Source organism: Bradyrhizobium acaciae, from assembly GCF_020889785.1.
In the GTDB taxonomy this organism is placed as follows: Bacteria; Pseudomonadota; Alphaproteobacteria; order Rhizobiales; family Xanthobacteraceae; genus Bradyrhizobium; species Bradyrhizobium acaciae.
The window spans coordinates 1-15746 of sequence record NZ_JACMYK010000159.1 but is presented as its reverse complement, the minus strand read 5'-3'; the positions used below and the strand labels follow the sequence as shown (position 1 = coordinate 15746).

Sequence of the window (15746 nt, the reverse complement as noted above, 5' to 3'; positions counted from 1 at the left end):
GCGCCAGCCACAGGCCGGCGCCGGCGCATGCCAGGCCCGCGCCAGCGCATGCCAGGCCCGCGCCAGCGCACGCAATGACGCGCAGGATCGGTCGGATCATATGCCGAAGGAGAGGCGGCTGCCGGTTGTGGTGACCATCACCTTGTCGCCCATCTGCGCGGTTGCCTCCTGCACGAAGTTGAGCCCGGAGCAGTGCATCGGGATCAGCACGTCGGGATCCAGCTTCTTGATCTCGGCGACGACCTCGGTGAGATAGTCCTTCGGCGCCGGTCCGAGATGGAAGCCGCCGACGATCGCGTGCACCTTCTGGATGCCCGAGACTTCCTGCGCCTGCTTCACCGAATTGACGATGCCGACATGGCCGCAGGACGAGATCACGACCAGGCCGAAATCCTTCACGTTGAAGCAGGTCGCGTGTTCGTGGATGTGCTCGTCGGGAACGATCTTGCCTTCCATCTCGGCCGGCAGATAGTGACTGGCGTTGCAGCCGAGCCCGTCCTTCATGCTGAACTCGACCCAGGTCTGCGGCAGCACGCGCTCGATGCTGCGGCGGGTGATCTTGCCCGTCGTGAAGGCGTGGCCGGCGATCACGGTCGGCGTCTCGCACAGCACAGTGGTGACGCGCTGCGCGGCGAGCTGGCGCCGGTCCAGCGTGCCGAAATCGGTGAACTGGCCCTTGGTCGGCGTCGCGTTGACGCGATGGCAGAAATTGTCCTCGCCGCCGGCATAGAGCTTGACGTCGGTCGGCAGTCTGTCGCGGAATTTGTCGAGGAAGCCGTTGAGGCCGCCGAAATGGTCGTAATGCCCGTGGCTCACGATCAGCGCATCGAGTTTCGACGGGTCGACGCCGACCAGCTCCATGTTGTTGATCAGCACCTCGGGCGTGTAGCCATAGTCCAGCATCAAGGTGCGCTGCTTGCCGGCCGCTTCCGATTCCAGCCACAGCGACAGGCCCCATTCATTGTGCAGCGATTTGCGGAAGTCAGATCCGCGCGCCGCCGGCGCGATCGAGACGCCGTGCGCCTGCTTCGGCCGCAGGAACAGGTCGAAGCTGGAATCGACCAGCACGCGGATCGACAGCTTGTCGACGGTCGGCACCTCGATCGGTGCGGCGCTCGCGATCTCGACGCAGGAGAATGCGCCGGCGGCCGCGGCGCCGGCGATCACCGCCGAGCCTTTCAGGAATTCACGTCGTGCCAAATCTCGTGTCATCGCAATCCCCATGGTTTGAAAATTCTTCAACGCAATCCCGGCAGAGCCTAGGTGCAATCGCGGCGCAGCTCAATCAGGCGCTTGCGTTGTCTGCAGATCACATTCGCGCGCAGTGCAACGCACGCACCATTGACTTGGGTGCCGTTATGCGTCCAACTCCATGCAATCGCATCTTTCTTGCGCATCTTTCTCGCCGATGCGTCAGCAATCCCTGGAAATGCAGGATCACGCCCATGATCGATCTCCACTATTGGTCCACGCCGAACGGTCACAAGATCACGATGTTCCTCGAGGAGACCGGCCTCGAATACAAGGTCTTCCCGGTGAACATCGGCAAGGGCGATCAGTTCAAGCCCGACTTCCTGCAGGTCGCGCCGAACAACCGTATTCCGGCCATCGTCGATCACGCGCCGAAGGGCGGCGGCAAGCCGATCTCCCTGTTCGAGTCCGGCGCGATCCTGCTTTATCTCGCCGAGAAGACCGGAAAATTCTTGGCCTCGGATCTCTACGGCCGCTATGACGCGATCCAGTGGACGTTCTGGCAGATGGGCGGGCTCGGGCCGATGGCCGGGCAGAACCATCACTTCCGCAACTACGCGGTCGAGAAGCTGCCTTATGCGATCGACCGTTATGTCAACGAGACCAACCGGCTCTACGGCGTGCTCAACAAGCGGCTGGCCGACCGCGAATTCATTGCCGGCGACTATTCGATCGCCGACATGGCGAGCTATCCCTGGGTCGTGCCCTACAAGAACCAGGGCCAGGAGATCGACGACTTCCCGCATCTGAAGCGTTGGCTGGAGACGATCGGCAAGCGCCCGGCGACCGAACGCGCCTATGCCAAGGCCAAGGAGATCAACCCGAATTTCGGCCAGCCCGCGATCCGCACCGAGGAAGAACGCAAGCTGCTGTTCGGGCAGACCGCGGCCGTGGTGCGGTAGTCTCGCAGGTAGTCTATCCGCCGTTATTGCGAGCGAAGCGAAGCAATCCATCTGTCCGCGCGTGCGGAGCAATGGATTGCTTCGTCTTCGCTCCTCGCAATGACGGCTTTGGCACGAGCGGAGCTTACGCCCCGACATACTTCGCCGGCCGCCGCTGCTTCCAGGCGGCGAGCCCTTCGGCCAGATCGCGGCTCGGCACCAGCGCGGCGAACTGCTCGCTCTCGACCAGAAGACCCTCGGCAATCGGCATGTTGAGCCCGCGCGTCACCGCGGTGATGGTGCCGGCGACGGCGCCGGGCGAGTGCCTGGTGATGCGGCCGGCGAGTTCGCACGCGGCCGTCAGCAATTGATCGTGCGGCACGATGTGGTTGATGAGCCCGATCTCGCGCGCGTGGTCGGGCGGGAACGGGTCGCCGGCGAGCAGCAGCTCCAGCCCGCGCTTGCGCCCGGCCAGTCGGGACAGCCGCTGCGTGCCGCCGAAGGTCGGGGGCATGCCGAGCTTGATCTCGGGCTTTGCAAACAGCGCACGGTCGCTGGCGACAGCAAGATGCACCGCCTCCGTGATCTCGCAGCCGCCGCCGAAAGCGAGCCCGTTGACGGCGGCGATCACGGGCTTCTTGAACGCCTCGAGCCGCGCGGTCATCGCTTGTCCACGGCGGACGAAGTCGCGTACCGCGACGTCCGCGCCCTGCTTGACGCTATCGGAGAATTCCTTGATGTCGGCACCAGCCGAGAAGGCGCGCTCGCCGGCGCCGGTCAGGATCACGGCGCGCACGCCGGCGTCGCCCTCGATGCGGTCGAGCGCCGCCATCAACTGATCGATCAGCGCATAGTTCAGCGCGTTGAGTTGTTCGGGGCGGTTCAGGGTGATCAGGGCGATCCCGTCTGTTGTCTCGAGCAGGATGGGGGCGGGCATATGCAGTCTCCGGCATGGGGATACGTGTCGGAGCAGAATGTAGGGCCAGCTGCAATTTGTGTATATTCACTGGTTAGTATACATACGCGCCATGCCCAGACCCCCGGAGCCCACCCGCGAGCGCATCGTCCAGGCGGCGAGCGCGCTGTTCTATAACGAAGGCATCCGCCGCGTGAGCGTCGACGAGGTCGCCGCCAAGGCCGGCCTCACCAAGCGCACGCTGTATTACCACTTCAAGAGCAAGGACGACCTGGTCGCCGCCTATCTCGCCGCGCGCGACCAGCCCAATCTTGCGCTGTTCCGCAAGTGGTTCGCGGAGACCGACGGAGGCCTGCCGGTGAAGGTCGAGGCGATCTTCAAGAACCTCGCGCGCTCGGCGCGGCATCCGAAGTGGAAGGGCTGCGGCTTCCTGCGCACCTCCGCCGAGCTCGCCAACATGCCCGGGCATCCCGCGATCAGGATCGGCGCTGCGCACAAGAAGAAGTTCGAGGACTGGCTGCGCGCGACCTTTGCGGAGCAGGGGATCGCCGATCCGCTCAAGCTGGCGCGGCAGATCCTGCTGCTGCTGGATGGATCGTTCGCCGTCGTGCTGCTGCATCGCGACGCAAGCTACATGGAAACGGCCGGCGAGGCCGCGCGCACGCTGATCGAGACGGCGTTAGGGAGGCTGGGGCGGAAACGGGGGTAGGGCGCGAGTTGCATTCGGGCAACATCGTTCGGAAAGATGGGTCGTTAACCTTCTTTCGCCATTGCGCGACCACGCTCCTAGCGGATGATCGCATCGTCACATGCTTGCAATCTGGCTCCCAGGGAGCCCGTGGAGGCTGGGATGATGAACTCGCGGCGGGTGCGGGCGGCGACGTTGGGCGGGACGGTCGTTCTGTCGGGCTGCATTGTCTCGTGGTTTGCGGCGTTCGGTTCGGCTGGTATCGAGAAGATCGGTGCGTCAGTCACCGATGCGTCAGTCACCGGTGCGTCAGTCACCGGTGCATCGGTTGATGAATCCCGCGCACCCGCTGTCCTCGCCGATGCCGTATCGGCGATATCGCCGACAACTGCCACGTCGGACGCTGCCGTCGATGGCCTTCATGCATTGACCATGAGCGAACAGGAAGCGGTGACGACCGCCAAGGCTGCGCCGACCGTGCACGAGACGGAACCTGTCGTCGAGGCCGCACTGACCGATCCGGCGCTGCCGCCGGACATTCAACCGCTGCAAGCGCCGGCAGCGCATACGCCGGATCCGGAGCCTCGCGTGGTCAAGCCCGCGGTGGACTCCGTCGCAATCCTCGACGAGTGCTGGGACGTCAATGTCTGCATCGATCGCTATCTATGGACGCTCTATCAAAGGACGCCCAAGGAAGACACCATCAAGGTGCCTGAGCAGAGGCAGGTGACGATCAGGAGAAAGAAGAAAATGGTGACGGTCACCAGAACCTTCACCAAGCTCGTCGATGAGGATTTCGCCTGGAAGGACACCAAGGCGGCCGAAAGAGCCGGCATGCCGATGATGGACTACGTCATGGGAGGCGTCGATCGGAGCTTCAAGCTGAAGCTCTTTCGTGCGCTTCTAGCGGCGGAACAGGCCGGACTGTCGCCCGGCATCACCAGCGCCTTCCGCGATGACTACCGCCAGTCGATTGCAAGCGGGCTGAAGGCGGCCAGCAACAAGTCGTATCACGGCGGCAGCTTCCGTGGCGGCTACGGCCATGGGCTCGCGGCCGACATCGTCAGCATCGACGGCGCGACGCGTGACGACCGTTGGAAATCGTCGGACAGGCTCTGGAAATGGATCGACGCGCACGGCAAGGAGTTTGGCGTCGCGCGCCCCTATCTCGATTTTGACCCGCCTCATCTGGCGCCGATCGATGGCAAGGAATATGCCGCTCACCGCGGTGGCGACAAAACGCGGCAGGCGGCGCGGGACGCGAAGCCGCGCAGCCGCCACGCAGCGCACGACAATCGCGCCGCGGTGAAACGCGCAAAGACCGCGAAGTCATCGAAGGTGCGGACGATCTGAGCGGCATCGCGATGCTTCGTATGGCGAGTAAAGCCCTATGGGCACGCGGCGGAAATGGCACAAAGTACATATTGGGTTTCTCGCGCAGCGTGGCGCGCGAGATCTCGCCCGGCGATATCGTTGCGAGCATGCGCACAACATCAACCAGGGATGCGGAGTGATGGTAAAATATCCGTTCGGGGTCTAATCTAGCGAGCTGGCTTGCCAATCGGGTTCCCGACTGAACTATAAGCGGCACACTCCGGCGGTGGCACCATGAAGTCGATTGCTCACGCGGCTCCGGCCGTCGACGTCCAGGCAGCACCGAAGCTCCACAAGCGCAATGTCGCCCTCGACCGGGCGCGCACCTTCCTGACGCTGGTCGTGCTGCTGCACCACGCCGTGATCCCCTACACCTATTTCGGTCACACCGACCCGACGTCGTGGATCGGCTTCGACTGCGTGGTGCTTGCCACCGACAGCTTCTTCATGGCGATGTTCTTCTTCCTGTCAGGGCTGTTCGTCTGGCCGGGGCTCGGCCACAAGCCGTGGCTGATCTTCCTGCGCGACCGGCTGCTGCGGCTCGGCCTGCCCTTCGTCGTCTGCGCTTTCACCGTGATCCCGATCGCCTATTATGCGATCGCGCTGCGCGAGACGCCGGAGCTGACCTTATCCGAGTTCTGGCGGAAGACCATGACGGTCGGACCATGGCCGAGCGGCCCGATCTGGTTCGTCTATGTCCTGATGACCTTCGACCTCACGGCGAGCCTGCTTTACCGGGTGTCGTCGCGTCTGCTCGATCCAATCAACCGGCTGTCGATGAAGGGATTTGATCATCCCTGGAAGTTCTGGCTGTTTCTCGTCGTCGTCAGTGCCGCCGTCTACGTGCCGTTGCTGGTCCGTTACGGTCCGTACTATTGGTTCGAGTTCGGACCATTTTCGGTGCAGGCGAGCCGCGTGCTGCTGTATGCGGCCTATTTCTTCATCGGCGCAGGTATCGGTTCCGCTAACTTCGAGAGCGGCCTGCTCAGCGCGCACGGACGGCTGACCGAGCGGCGCTGGTTCTGGACCGGCATCACCGTGATCCCGTACGGCCTGATGTGGGTGATGATCTACATCAAGCGCGAGATCATCGGTAATCCCAACCCGCTGCCCGCCTGGTATCTTTCGATCTACGGCACCTTCTACGTGCTGTTCAGTGCCTCGATCCTGTTCGCGATCCTGGCCTACTTCCTGCAATCGAAATCGTCGGGCCCGACGCTGCTCGACCGCATGCAGGGCGATGCCTACGGCATGTTCCTGGTGCACTATCCGATCGTGCTATGGCTGCAATACTGGCTGTTCGATTTCGACCTGCCGGCGATCGCCAAGGCCGCGATCGTTTTCTTCGGCACGGTGGCGTTGAGCTGGGCCGCCACGGCCGTGCTGCGCAAGCTGCCGGGCGCCAAATACGTGCTGTAGCCACGCCGCGATCTTGCGTCGTACCGGGGCGCGGGCGATCAGGAGAAGCCGGCGAGCTGACGAGGCTATCGCGCCCGGCCGACAACGCACAACCTGGCGAATGACGGATGCCGCCGGGGGATTTCGATCGTGCTGGCCCAGCTTGCGCGCTTCACTTCCGCTACGGCCCATCAGCAGACATAGCGAAGAAACGTGCTACTCCGTGCGTCCGGCACTTTGAAACTGTGTGGCATTCGGCGCAGGCGGGTTCGGAAATTTTTTGACCGATAACAGATACCCTTCAACGACTTTAAGCGCCGGTTCACCGGCGAAGGGAAACAACCCAAAGACGTTAAGGTCTTCGTGTGGATCCATCTCTATGTTGAATATCTTCGGGTAGCCGGCCATGGGGGCGCTGGCCGACCCGGGCCCGGGTTGACGCTGTGGGCCAGTGCCCGTCGGGTACACGTCGGTGAAGTACACGCGCCATTGCTTCCACCGCGCAGCAACCAGGTCGCCGCCGATAAAGCTCAACAGGCTGTCACGCATTCCCGTCTCGCTCTGCCCGCGCAGCACGCCGGTCTGATCAACGCCATCAATAGGCCGGTCGCTGGGCAGCTTGGCTCCGATGATGCTGGCGAAGGTCGGAAAGAAGTCCATGATTGAGAACATTGCGTAGGAGGTCGTGTCTGGCTCGATTTGGCCCGGCCAGCGGATGAAGCAAAAGGTCCGTATCGAGCCCTCGGTGGCTTCGCCAAGCTCGCCGCGAAACGGACCCGGGCTGCCCATGTCTGGCGTCCCAGCGTTGCCATATTCACGAAAGGCTTCTCCGGACGGGCCATTGTCCGACGCCAACACGAGCAGCGTGTTGTCATCTACGCCGAGTTCCTTCAGGGCGTCGAGAACCTGGCCGACGTGATAGTCGCCTTCCATCAGCTTGTCGCCATAGTTGCCTATGCGAGACTTGCCCTTGAACCGACTGGACGGCAGGTTGGGTATATGTCCCATTGAGAACGGCAGGTAGAGGAAGAAGGGCTTCCCCGCGGCTTTCTGTCGTCGCATGAAGTCAATGGATTTTTCGACCAGCTCGTTATCGATATTGGCGCGCACCTCCGGTGTGAACGGCTTGACGTTGTGTAACTCGCTGCCGGCGGTTGCCTCGACGACCTGCGGCCCGCGGCGTACCAACACGTCGTGCGGCACGGGCAAGGAGTGTGTGAGTTCGATCTTTTCAACGTAGGTTGCCGAGTCCCACGTCATGTCGGGAGGGATGCCGTAGTACTCATCGAACCCATGTGCCGTCGGCAGACTTTGCGGGTCTTTGCCCAGATGCCATTTGCCGAAGATGGCTGTGGCATAACCTACGCTCTTGAACAGCTCACCCATCGTCACCGAGCGCGCCGAGAGCGTGTTTGGCCCATCTGGAACGAGAATGAGCGATAGCCCCTCACGAATCGAGTAACGCCCCGTCATCAGGGCTGCTCGCGATGGCGTGCAAGCCGGCTCCACCAAGAACTGGGTTAGCCGCAACCCTTCGTGGGCCAGTTGGTCAATCCGCGGTGTCGGCGCGCCACGCAACTCGCCGCCGCCATAGGGACCAAGGTCACCGTACCCAACGTTGTCTGCGAGGATGAAAACGACGTTTGGCCTTTGCGATTGCTGTGCGGCTAACGAGGTATTTCCCGCAGGCACGGCAAGACACGACGCACATAGAAGAGCGGATAGAATCCTGCTCACTGCCATCGTACACCTCCGTTGTGCAATGGAACGGGAGAGCACCTGCCGTCGCGGTACCCTATGCACCATCTAAGCTTTGATCTGGCATTTCCGGCTGAGGTTCATCAGCGAGCGTCAGCCCCGCTGCTCCGATAGCCGTTAAGCGCCAGGAAAAGCCACTTCTCCCATGCTGCCGGGAGGGGGCGGCCTAAGGGGCCGCCCTCTGCCGATCACAATACTTGCTATTTTGCCATTGCCGTCCTCGCGGCCTCGATTTTCGCTTTCACCGCGTCGAGGTTGAAGCTCGCGCCTTTCTGCATTGGCGGAAACTCGATCGCGGTCATGGCCAGCTTCTCGACCTCCTGCTGAACGAATACGAAGCGCCAGAATTCATATTTGAACCAGTCGAAGTATTGTTGGGCGCCGTCTTTGGTCCCGCTCTCGGGCCAGCCCGTTCGCTCAAACGGGTCCAGGCGGAGGTTGATCAGGTAGGGGACGTCAACCTTGGTTTTTGCACCTAGCCAGCCAGCGGGCTGGTCGATGAAGCGATACTTGTAGTCGTCGATGCGCACGGCTCCCAGCTCGCTCTCGCCGAAGTACCAGATTTCGTGTCGGTTAGACGGCCCCTTGCCGGTGATCATGTCCATCTGATTGTAGCCATCCAGATGGCACTTGTAGGTGCGATCGCCGATCTGCTTGCCCTTCTTCAGTTCCTCGACAATGTTCGGGTTGCCGGCAGCCGCCAGCAAGGTCGGGAACCAGTCGAGACCGGAGATGATTCCGTTCTCGACCTTTCCCGCCGGCACCTTGCCCGGCCAGCGGATCATCGCCGGCACGCGGAAGCCGCCCTCCATGACCGTACCCTTGGCCTGCGCGAAAGGCGTCTGTCCGCCATCCGGCCAAGTGAAGACCTCGGTGCCGTTATCAGTGGTGAAGATGACAATGGTGTTGTCATCAACGCCCATGTCCTTGAGTTTTTTCATGACGAGGCCGACATCGTCGTCGAGTTGCGCCATGCCGGCTTCATGAATCGACCAGCCGTTCTTGGAGTTGCGCATCGCCTGATACTTCGGCGACAAATGCGTGACGATGTGCATCCGGGTCGGATTCAGCCACAGGAAGAACGGCTTGTTGTCGGCCTTGGCCTTTTCAATGAAACTCAACGCAAAGTCGCGGATTTCATCGTCCACCGTTTCCATTCGCTTGGGATAGAGCGTTCCGGCGTCTTCAATCCTCTGCTTGCCGACCTTGCCCCAGCGGGGATCCACGGTGGCGTCGTCCACATCGGTCGCCCACGAATGGATCATGTTGCGCGGGCCGACCTTGTTCAACAGCTCCTGCGGATAGGCGGGGTGAGCCGGATCTTCCATCGCGTCGAGGTGATACAAATAGCCGAAGAACTCGTCGAAGCCATGAACCGTCGGCAGAAACTCGTTCTTGTCGCCAAGGTGGTTCTTGCCGAACTGGCCGGTGGCATAGCCCATGCCCTTGAGCGCGGTGGCAATGGTCACGGCCTCCGCCGGCAAGCCTGTGGGAGCGCCGGCCTGGCCGACCGTCGTCATGCCGGTGCGGATCGGTAGCTCGCCGGTGATGAAGTTGGCGCGGCCTGCCGTGCAACTCGCCTCGGCGTAATAATCGGTAAACAGCATGCCTTCTGCGGCGATCTTGTCGAGGTTCGGCGTCCGGCCTGCCATCATGCCGCGGTGGTAGGCACCGATGTTCCAGATGCCGATGTCATCGCCCATGATGACGACGATGTTGGGCCGCTGGCCGCTCGGTGCCTGCTGCGCCTGGGCCAGTGCCTTTTCGACCGATGCGGCGGCGCCCAACGCGGACGCGGCAGCCAGGCTTGTCGTCGCGAGCAATACGTTGCGGCGGCTCATGTCGCGCGCAGTGTTATCCTTGTCATCGCTCATCATTTGCTCCCTTTCTTATGACGCATCGAAAGCCAACGTGGCTCGTGGACGTATCCACCGCTTCCGCATGGCGCGCGGCCGGGCGATAGCGACGGCAGTAGTTCGGCGCGCAGAGATGCGAGCCGCCTTTGAGGACCTTGCGGGGAATCTTGATCTTGGGCAGCGACGGATCGTGACTGGCTTGCTCTTGCCCGCCGCGTGGATTGTGCGGAATGCAGCACGCCTTGGCAGCATCGGGCTCATGTCTGGTGGACCACCAATCCGTGGTCCACTCCCAGACGTTGCCGATCATGTCATGGAGGCCGTAGCCATTCGGCGGGAATGCCATTACCGGCGAAGTGCGCGCGTAGCCATCGCTGCCGAGATTTTCGTACGGAAATGCGCCTTGCCAGGTATTCGCCATTGGCTTGCCGCCGGGCATGAGCTCGTCGCCCCAGGCGAACTCGGCTCCGTCGAGGCCGCCGCGTGCGGCAAACTCCCACTCGGCTTCGGTCGGCAAGTCCTTGCCAGCCCATCTCGCGTAGGCCTCAGCATCGCGATAGGCAACGTGGACCACGGGGTGATCGTCGAGGCCGCTGATCGAACTGCGGGGGCCGTACGGCCGGCGCCAGTCCGCGCCAAATTTGAAATTCCACCATTGCGACCAGTCGCGCAAATCGACCATACGCTTCGGTGGTGTGAAAACCAGCGAGCCTGCCTTGAGCATGTGCGGCAGTGCGCCTGGATAGTCCTTTGCGTCAGGCCGCGTCTCCGCTGACGTCACGTAGCCTGTTGCGTTGACGAACTTGCGAAAATCGCGATTGGTGACCGGCGTCCGGTCGATCCAGAAGCCGCTCACCGAGACGCGATGCACGGGCGCCTCTTCGGCATAGTGCCTGTCGGAGCCCATGCGGAACCTGCCGCCCGGAATCCAGACCATACCCCTCTCACTGGGCCCATCCGACAAAGGTTCGCCTGCCGCTACGCCAACGTCGTGCATGGGCTACTCGCAGTGAACGAGTTTCAAAGTTACTAGCGCCGCCGTCAGGAATCTCTCGGCAGCTTCCTAGCGTCGATTCTGCCAGGGAGGAGCGCGGCTTAACACCTTAGTCAGTCAACCATAACAATCGAACACCTGACGCGGTGGCACGTTCGCAGCGGCACAACCTTCTTTATTGATCTAGATCAATCGAGCCAGGTCGCCTTTTCCCTGTCGGGGAGCCCTGAGAACTATGCAAAAAGTGCCAGGGTTGTGGCGTCATGGACACAACCTTTCAATAAACCTCCGGCTGAACGCAACTATGCCGATTTCGCATGGACGAACGGCAGCGTCAGCTTATTGTTTCCGGGTTTCTACCCCGCCGGAGCCATGGCGGGATCGCGACAGTCGGGGGATCGGCGATGCGGTGCTTTGGACCGGGTTTGGGACGCAGATTTGTTTCGCAGTGGCGTTGGAGAGTTGGGGCGCTTGCGGCTCTGCTGGTGCTGTCCACCCACGCGGCTCGCGCCGACGAAAATGGCATCAGCTTCTGGATACCCGGGTTTTTTGGCAGCCTCGCGGCTGTTCCTCAGCAGGCGCCGGGCTGGTCCGTGTCCACGGTTTACTATCACACCTCGGTTTCCGCCGGCGGCGACGTGGCGCGTTCGCGCGAAATCACGATTGGTCGCTTTCCCGCGAATCTGACAGCCACCGTGAACGCGAACGTCAATGCGAACGTGAATCTCGGCCTTGTGGCCGGGACCTACACCTTTGCAACACCGGTGCTGGGCGGTCAGGCTTCTGCCAGCCTGTTGGCGACTTACGGCTCCAACTCCACGTCGCTGGCGGGATCGCTCGTTGGGACATTGACGGGACCGGGCGGTGGCACGTTCCCCTTCTCCCGGTTTGACAGCATCGACAGCTCGCTCATTGCATTCGGCGACCTGATCCCGCAGTTCGCGTTGCGCTGGAATGCCGGTGTCAACAATTACATGACGTACGTTACCGCGGACCTCCCGGTCGGCGCCTATCAGTCAGACCGCCTGGCGAATTTGGGGATAGGGCACTGGGCAATCGACGCGGGCGGCGGCTACACCTATTTCGATCCAAAGACCGGGCATGAATTTTCGGCGGTGCTGGGATTCACCTACAACTTCGTCAACCCGTCCACTCAATATCAAAGCGGCGTCGACATGCACTTCGACTGGGGCGCGTCGCAATTCCTGACCAAGCAGTGGCAGGTCGGCCTCGTCGGTTACGTCTATCAGGGGCTCGGCTGCGACAGCGGCTCCGGCGATCGCGTCGGCTGCTTCCAGTCTCGCGTGGTCGGCGTCGGCCCGCAGGTCGGCTACATTTTCCCGGTCGGAGACATGCAGGGATATTTGAACCTGAAGGGCTACGGCGAATTCGCCAATGAAAATCGGCCAGCAGGCTGGAACGTCTGGCTGACGTTCAATCTTCAGCCCGCGGCGCCAACGCCGCCGACATCCACAAGGCCCAGATTCACGAAATAGCAGCGCAATGCGCTGCCAGCGTGCGGATATGTCCGGGTTAGGTCAAGAGCCGACGATGACGGCTAAAGCGCGCCGCGCTGTTGCAGCAGCGCCAGCACCGCGTTGAGGTCGGGCAGCACGGCCGCGCATTTCGCGCGGGTCTCTTCGGTCGGCGGCGCCATGTCGGGCACCATCAGCGTGATGGCGCCGGCTGCGTGGGCGGCAGCGACGCCGTGGTTGGAATCCTCCACCGCGATGCAGGCCGCCGGCGCGACGCCAAGCCGCGCAGCTGCCTTGAGATAGAGCTCCGGGTCCGGCTTGCCTTGCGCAACATCGTCGAGCGTCAGCAGGATCTCGAAGCGGTCGCGGATGCCTGCGAGGCCGAGGTTGCGCTCGGCCGAGCGGCGCGACGACGAGGTGACGATCGCCATCGTCCGTCCCGCTGTGGCGATTGCGTCGAGCAGGTCGAGCGTGCCCGATTTGAGCGGCAGGCCCGACCGCATCATCCGGTCGCGATGTTCGAGGAACGCCTTGTTGACGGCCTCGAGCGGAAAGCCCGCACCGTAATGATCGCGCAGCATTGCCTCGCAGACCGGGCCGGGCAGCCCGACCATGGAATGGCACAGCGCAACGACATCATCGGTGTACCCGCACGCATTCAGCGCCGCGACCAGGCTGTCGTAGTAAACCTTCTCGGTGTCGAGCAGCGTGCCGTCCATGTCGAGCAGGATGGCGTCGACGGTCCAGGGCGCGTTCACGTGCGGCTCGCCCCAGCCTGCTGTTCCGCCAGTTTCCGCAAGCATGCAGGGCACAGGCAGTCGCTGCCATCAGCCGGCATCGGCAGATGAAAGCTCTCGTCGAAACACCAACACGATCCCGTGAGCGAGCAGGAAAATTCGCTGCCGCATGCTGCGCAGGCAAACCGGCGTGGCGATGCTTGTTCGGAACGATCGCTCGACGAGAGGTCCATTTCTAACCGCGATTTAATGCGCGAATTAATCTCGGGTTCATCCCGACCCGCGCTATGATGCCGTGCAACAGATATAGCCGGGATAGGCCTCCAAGGGAATTCCGATGGCCCGTGATTCGCAAGCCGCGCTGATTGCTCTCAACCGGTTTGGATTTGGCGCCCGCGGCGGGGCGTCCGGCGACTTCATCGACGCGGCGTCCGATCCGCGCGGCTTCGTGCTTGCCGAACTGGCGCGTCCGAATGGCGCGCTGCTCGAAGTGCCGGGCCTGCTTTCGACGCCTGAGCTCGGCAAGCAGGTGTTCGACTATCAATTCGAGATTCAGCAGGCGCGCAACGCCGCGAAGGCCGCGCAGCAAGGCGCGAGCGAGATGCCGCAGCAAGGCTCGGACGCAAAGCCGCAGCAGCGGCGCAACCTGTCGCTGTCCACGGCTGCCAAGGAGATCGCCGGCAAGGATCCGGCGATGCAAGCGCAGGCGGTCGACAACGCCAATGCGGCGATGATGCCATCAGCCGCGATGCAGCCTCCGACGATGCAGACGGTGGCCAATCCGCCCAAGCCGCCGGCAGAGCCGCCCAACATCATTCAGAAGACGTTCCGCGCCGAGGCACTGGCGCGGCTGCAGCGCGGCGTGGTCGCCGATTGTGGTTTCGTCGAGCGGCTCGTGGTGTTCTGGTCAAACCACTTCTGCATCTCCGCCAACAAGGGCGCGCTGGCGCGGATGTGGGCCGGCTCGTTCGAGCGCGAAGCGATCCGGCCGCACGTGCTCGGCCGTTTCTCGGACATGCTGAAGACCGTCGAGCAGCATCCGGCGATGCTGTTCTTCCTCGACAACCAGCAATCGCTCGGCCCGGAGTCGCGCGCCGGGGTCAATCGCAATCGCGGCCTGAACGAGAACCTCGCGCGCGAGATCATGGAGCTGCATACGCTCGGTGTCGGCGGCGGCTACACCCAGGACGACGTGACGTCGCTGGCGCGCGTCATCACCGGCTGGACCTTCGCCGGCCGCAAGGGGCAGCTCGGCACGCCCGGCAGCTTCGTGTTCAACGCCAATGCGCATCAGCCCGGCCCGCAGCAGGTGCTGGGCAAGACTTACGCGCAGGCCGGCCTCGCGCAGGGCGAGGCGGTGCTGTCCGATATCGCGCGGCACCCGGCGACCGCGAAATTCATCGCGACCAAGTTCGCCCGTCATTTCGTCGCCGACGATCCGCCGCCGGCGCTGGTGGCGAAGCTGCAGGATAGCTTCGCGAGAACCGACGGCGATCTCAGGGCGCTGGCCACGACGCTCGTCGGGTCCAACGAGGCGTGGCAGGCGCCGCTCACGAAGATGCGCTCGCCTTACGAATTCCTGGTCGCGTCGGGCCGCCTGCTGGCGCGCAATCCCGAGGATCCGGGCCGCTATCTCAACGGCCTCAATGTGCTCGGCCAGCCCCTGTGGTCGCCGGCCGGGCCGAACGGCTTTCCCGACACGAGCGCAGCCTGGGCGGCGCCTGAAGGCATCAAGCTCAGGCTCGACATCTCGGCGCAGGTTGCCTCGCAGCTCGCAGACCGGTTCGATCCGCGCGACCTGCTCGAGCTGGTTGCCGCGGATGCCGCTTCGCCGGAGACGCGGCGCACCATCGAGCGCGCGGAATCGCGGCAGCAGGCGCTGGCGCTGCTGTTGATGTCGCCGGAATTCCAGAGGAGATGACGATGGATTGCCCCGAGAGCCTGAGCATGCAGGCGACGTCGCGACGCGCGCTGCTGCTCGGCGGCGCCTCCTTTGCCGCCTGGGCTTATCTGCCGAAATTCGCGCGCGCCGCCGATGGCCGCGATCCCCGCTTCGTCACCATCATCCTGCGCGGCGCACTCGACGGCCTTGCCACGGTCGCGCCGGTCGGCGACCCCGATTATGCCGGTCTGCACGGCGCGATCGCGCTTCGTGCCGATGGGCCGAATCCTGCGGTGATGCTCGATCCGTTCTTCGGCCTGCATCCGGCGATGCCTGAGTTTGCAAAGATGTATCGCGCCAAGCAGGCGGCGGTGGTTCATGCGGTTGCGACCTCCTATCGCGATCGCTCGCACTTTGACGGGCAGGATGTGCTGGAGAGCGGCTTCCCCGGTCCCGGCCGCGTGCAGTCCGGCTGGCTCAACCGTGCGCTGGAGGCGCTGCCGAAAGGCGAGCGGGTGACGAGCGCGCTTGCGGTC

At 63.1% G+C, this 15746-nt stretch carries 15 protein-coding genes; 7 read left to right on the top strand and 8 right to left on the bottom strand.

Annotation, left to right across the window (positions count from 1 at the left end):
* Positions 1-96 precede the first annotated feature (96 nt).
* Together H8A92_RS34905 and H8A92_RS34900 are read right to left on the bottom strand one after the other, a co-directional pair.
* Positions 97-1212 (bottom strand): MBL fold metallo-hydrolase, encoded by a 1116-nt coding sequence (locus H8A92_RS34905; RefSeq protein ID WP_229199877.1) that lies wholly within the window; start codon positions 1210-1212, stop codon positions 97-99.
* 47 nt (positions 1213-1259) lie between these two features.
* Complete coding sequence (locus tag H8A92_RS34900; protein ID WP_229199876.1) at positions 1260-1397, bottom strand: hypothetical protein; 138 nt, start codon at positions 1395-1397, stop codon at positions 1260-1262.
* A 48-nt stretch (positions 1398-1445) separates the two neighbouring features.
* On the opposite strand from H8A92_RS34900, the gene H8A92_RS34895 reads away from it, so the two are divergent.
* Positions 1446-2153: a glutathione S-transferase N-terminal domain-containing protein gene (locus tag H8A92_RS34895; RefSeq protein WP_229199875.1), complete on the top strand. Its 708-nt coding sequence runs from the start codon at positions 1446-1448 to the stop codon at positions 2151-2153.
* Positions 2154-2277: 124 nt separating this feature from the next.
* On the opposite strand, the gene H8A92_RS34890 is transcribed toward H8A92_RS34895, so the two are convergent.
* Positions 2278-3069, bottom strand: a complete 792-nt coding sequence (locus H8A92_RS34890; protein ID WP_229199874.1) for a crotonase/enoyl-CoA hydratase family protein — start codon at positions 3067-3069, stop codon at positions 2278-2280.
* 91 nt (positions 3070-3160) lie between these two features.
* On the opposite strand from H8A92_RS34890, the gene H8A92_RS34885 reads away from it, so the two are divergent.
* The 3 genes from H8A92_RS34885 (at position 3161) to H8A92_RS34875 (ending at position 6529) form a co-directional block, all read left to right on the top strand.
* A complete protein-coding gene (locus H8A92_RS34885; protein ID WP_229199873.1) occupies positions 3161-3757 on the top strand; it encodes a TetR/AcrR family transcriptional regulator in 597 nt (198 codons plus the stop codon).
* Positions 3758-3898: 141 nt separating this feature from the next.
* The gene (locus tag H8A92_RS34880; protein WP_229199872.1) at positions 3899-5089 is read left to right on the top strand and encodes a peptidase M15; all 1191 of its coding nucleotides are present in this window, start codon (positions 3899-3901) and stop codon (positions 5087-5089) included.
* A 255-nt stretch (positions 5090-5344) separates the two neighbouring features.
* Complete coding sequence (locus H8A92_RS34875; protein ID WP_229199871.1) at positions 5345-6529, top strand: acyltransferase family protein; 1185 nt, start codon at positions 5345-5347, stop codon at positions 6527-6529.
* Positions 6530-6724: 195 nt separating this feature from the next.
* On the opposite strand, the gene H8A92_RS34870 is transcribed toward H8A92_RS34875, so the two are convergent.
* The 3 genes from H8A92_RS34870 to H8A92_RS34860 form a co-directional block, all read right to left on the bottom strand.
* Positions 6725-8251, bottom strand: coding sequence for an arylsulfatase (locus H8A92_RS34870; RefSeq protein WP_229199870.1), 1527 nt, complete (start codon positions 8249-8251; stop codon positions 6725-6727).
* A gap of 215 nt (positions 8252-8466) precedes the next feature.
* On the bottom strand, positions 8467-10107 hold the full coding sequence (locus H8A92_RS34865) for an arylsulfatase (RefSeq protein WP_420831411.1): 1641 nt from the start codon (positions 10105-10107) through the stop codon (positions 8467-8469).
* Between the two features lie 22 nt (positions 10108-10129).
* The gene (locus H8A92_RS34860) at positions 10130-11119 is read right to left on the bottom strand and encodes a formylglycine-generating enzyme family protein (RefSeq protein ID WP_229199868.1); all 990 of its coding nucleotides are present in this window, start codon (positions 11117-11119) and stop codon (positions 10130-10132) included.
* Between the two features lie 482 nt (positions 11120-11601).
* Here H8A92_RS34860 and H8A92_RS34855 point away from each other — a divergent pair, with 482 nt between their 5' ends.
* Complete coding sequence (locus H8A92_RS34855) at positions 11602-12612, top strand: SphA family protein (RefSeq protein ID WP_229199867.1); 1011 nt, start codon at positions 11602-11604, stop codon at positions 12610-12612.
* 62 nt (positions 12613-12674) lie between these two features.
* On the opposite strand, the gene H8A92_RS34850 is transcribed toward H8A92_RS34855, so the two are convergent.
* Together H8A92_RS34850 and H8A92_RS34845 are read right to left on the bottom strand one after the other, a co-directional pair.
* The gene (locus H8A92_RS34850; RefSeq protein WP_229199866.1) at positions 12675-13349 is read right to left on the bottom strand and encodes an HAD family hydrolase; all 675 of its coding nucleotides are present in this window, start codon (positions 13347-13349) and stop codon (positions 12675-12677) included.
* The gene (locus tag H8A92_RS34845; protein ID WP_229199865.1) at positions 13346-13561 is read right to left on the bottom strand and encodes a cysteine-rich CWC family protein; all 216 of its coding nucleotides are present in this window, start codon (positions 13559-13561) and stop codon (positions 13346-13348) included. The genes H8A92_RS34850 and H8A92_RS34845 overlap by 4 nt, the downstream gene beginning before the upstream one ends.
* Positions 13562-13665: 104 nt before the next feature.
* Here H8A92_RS34845 and H8A92_RS34840 point away from each other — a divergent pair, with 104 nt between their 5' ends.
* Together H8A92_RS34840 and H8A92_RS34835 are read left to right on the top strand one after the other, a co-directional pair.
* Positions 13666-15249, top strand: coding sequence for a DUF1800 domain-containing protein (locus H8A92_RS34840; RefSeq protein WP_229199864.1), 1584 nt, complete (start codon positions 13666-13668; stop codon positions 15247-15249).
* Positions 15246-15746: DUF1501 domain-containing protein (locus tag H8A92_RS34835; RefSeq protein ID WP_420831410.1), on the top strand; the 501-nt coding region annotated here is incomplete at its 3' end. The genes H8A92_RS34840 and H8A92_RS34835, both read left to right, overlap by 4 nt.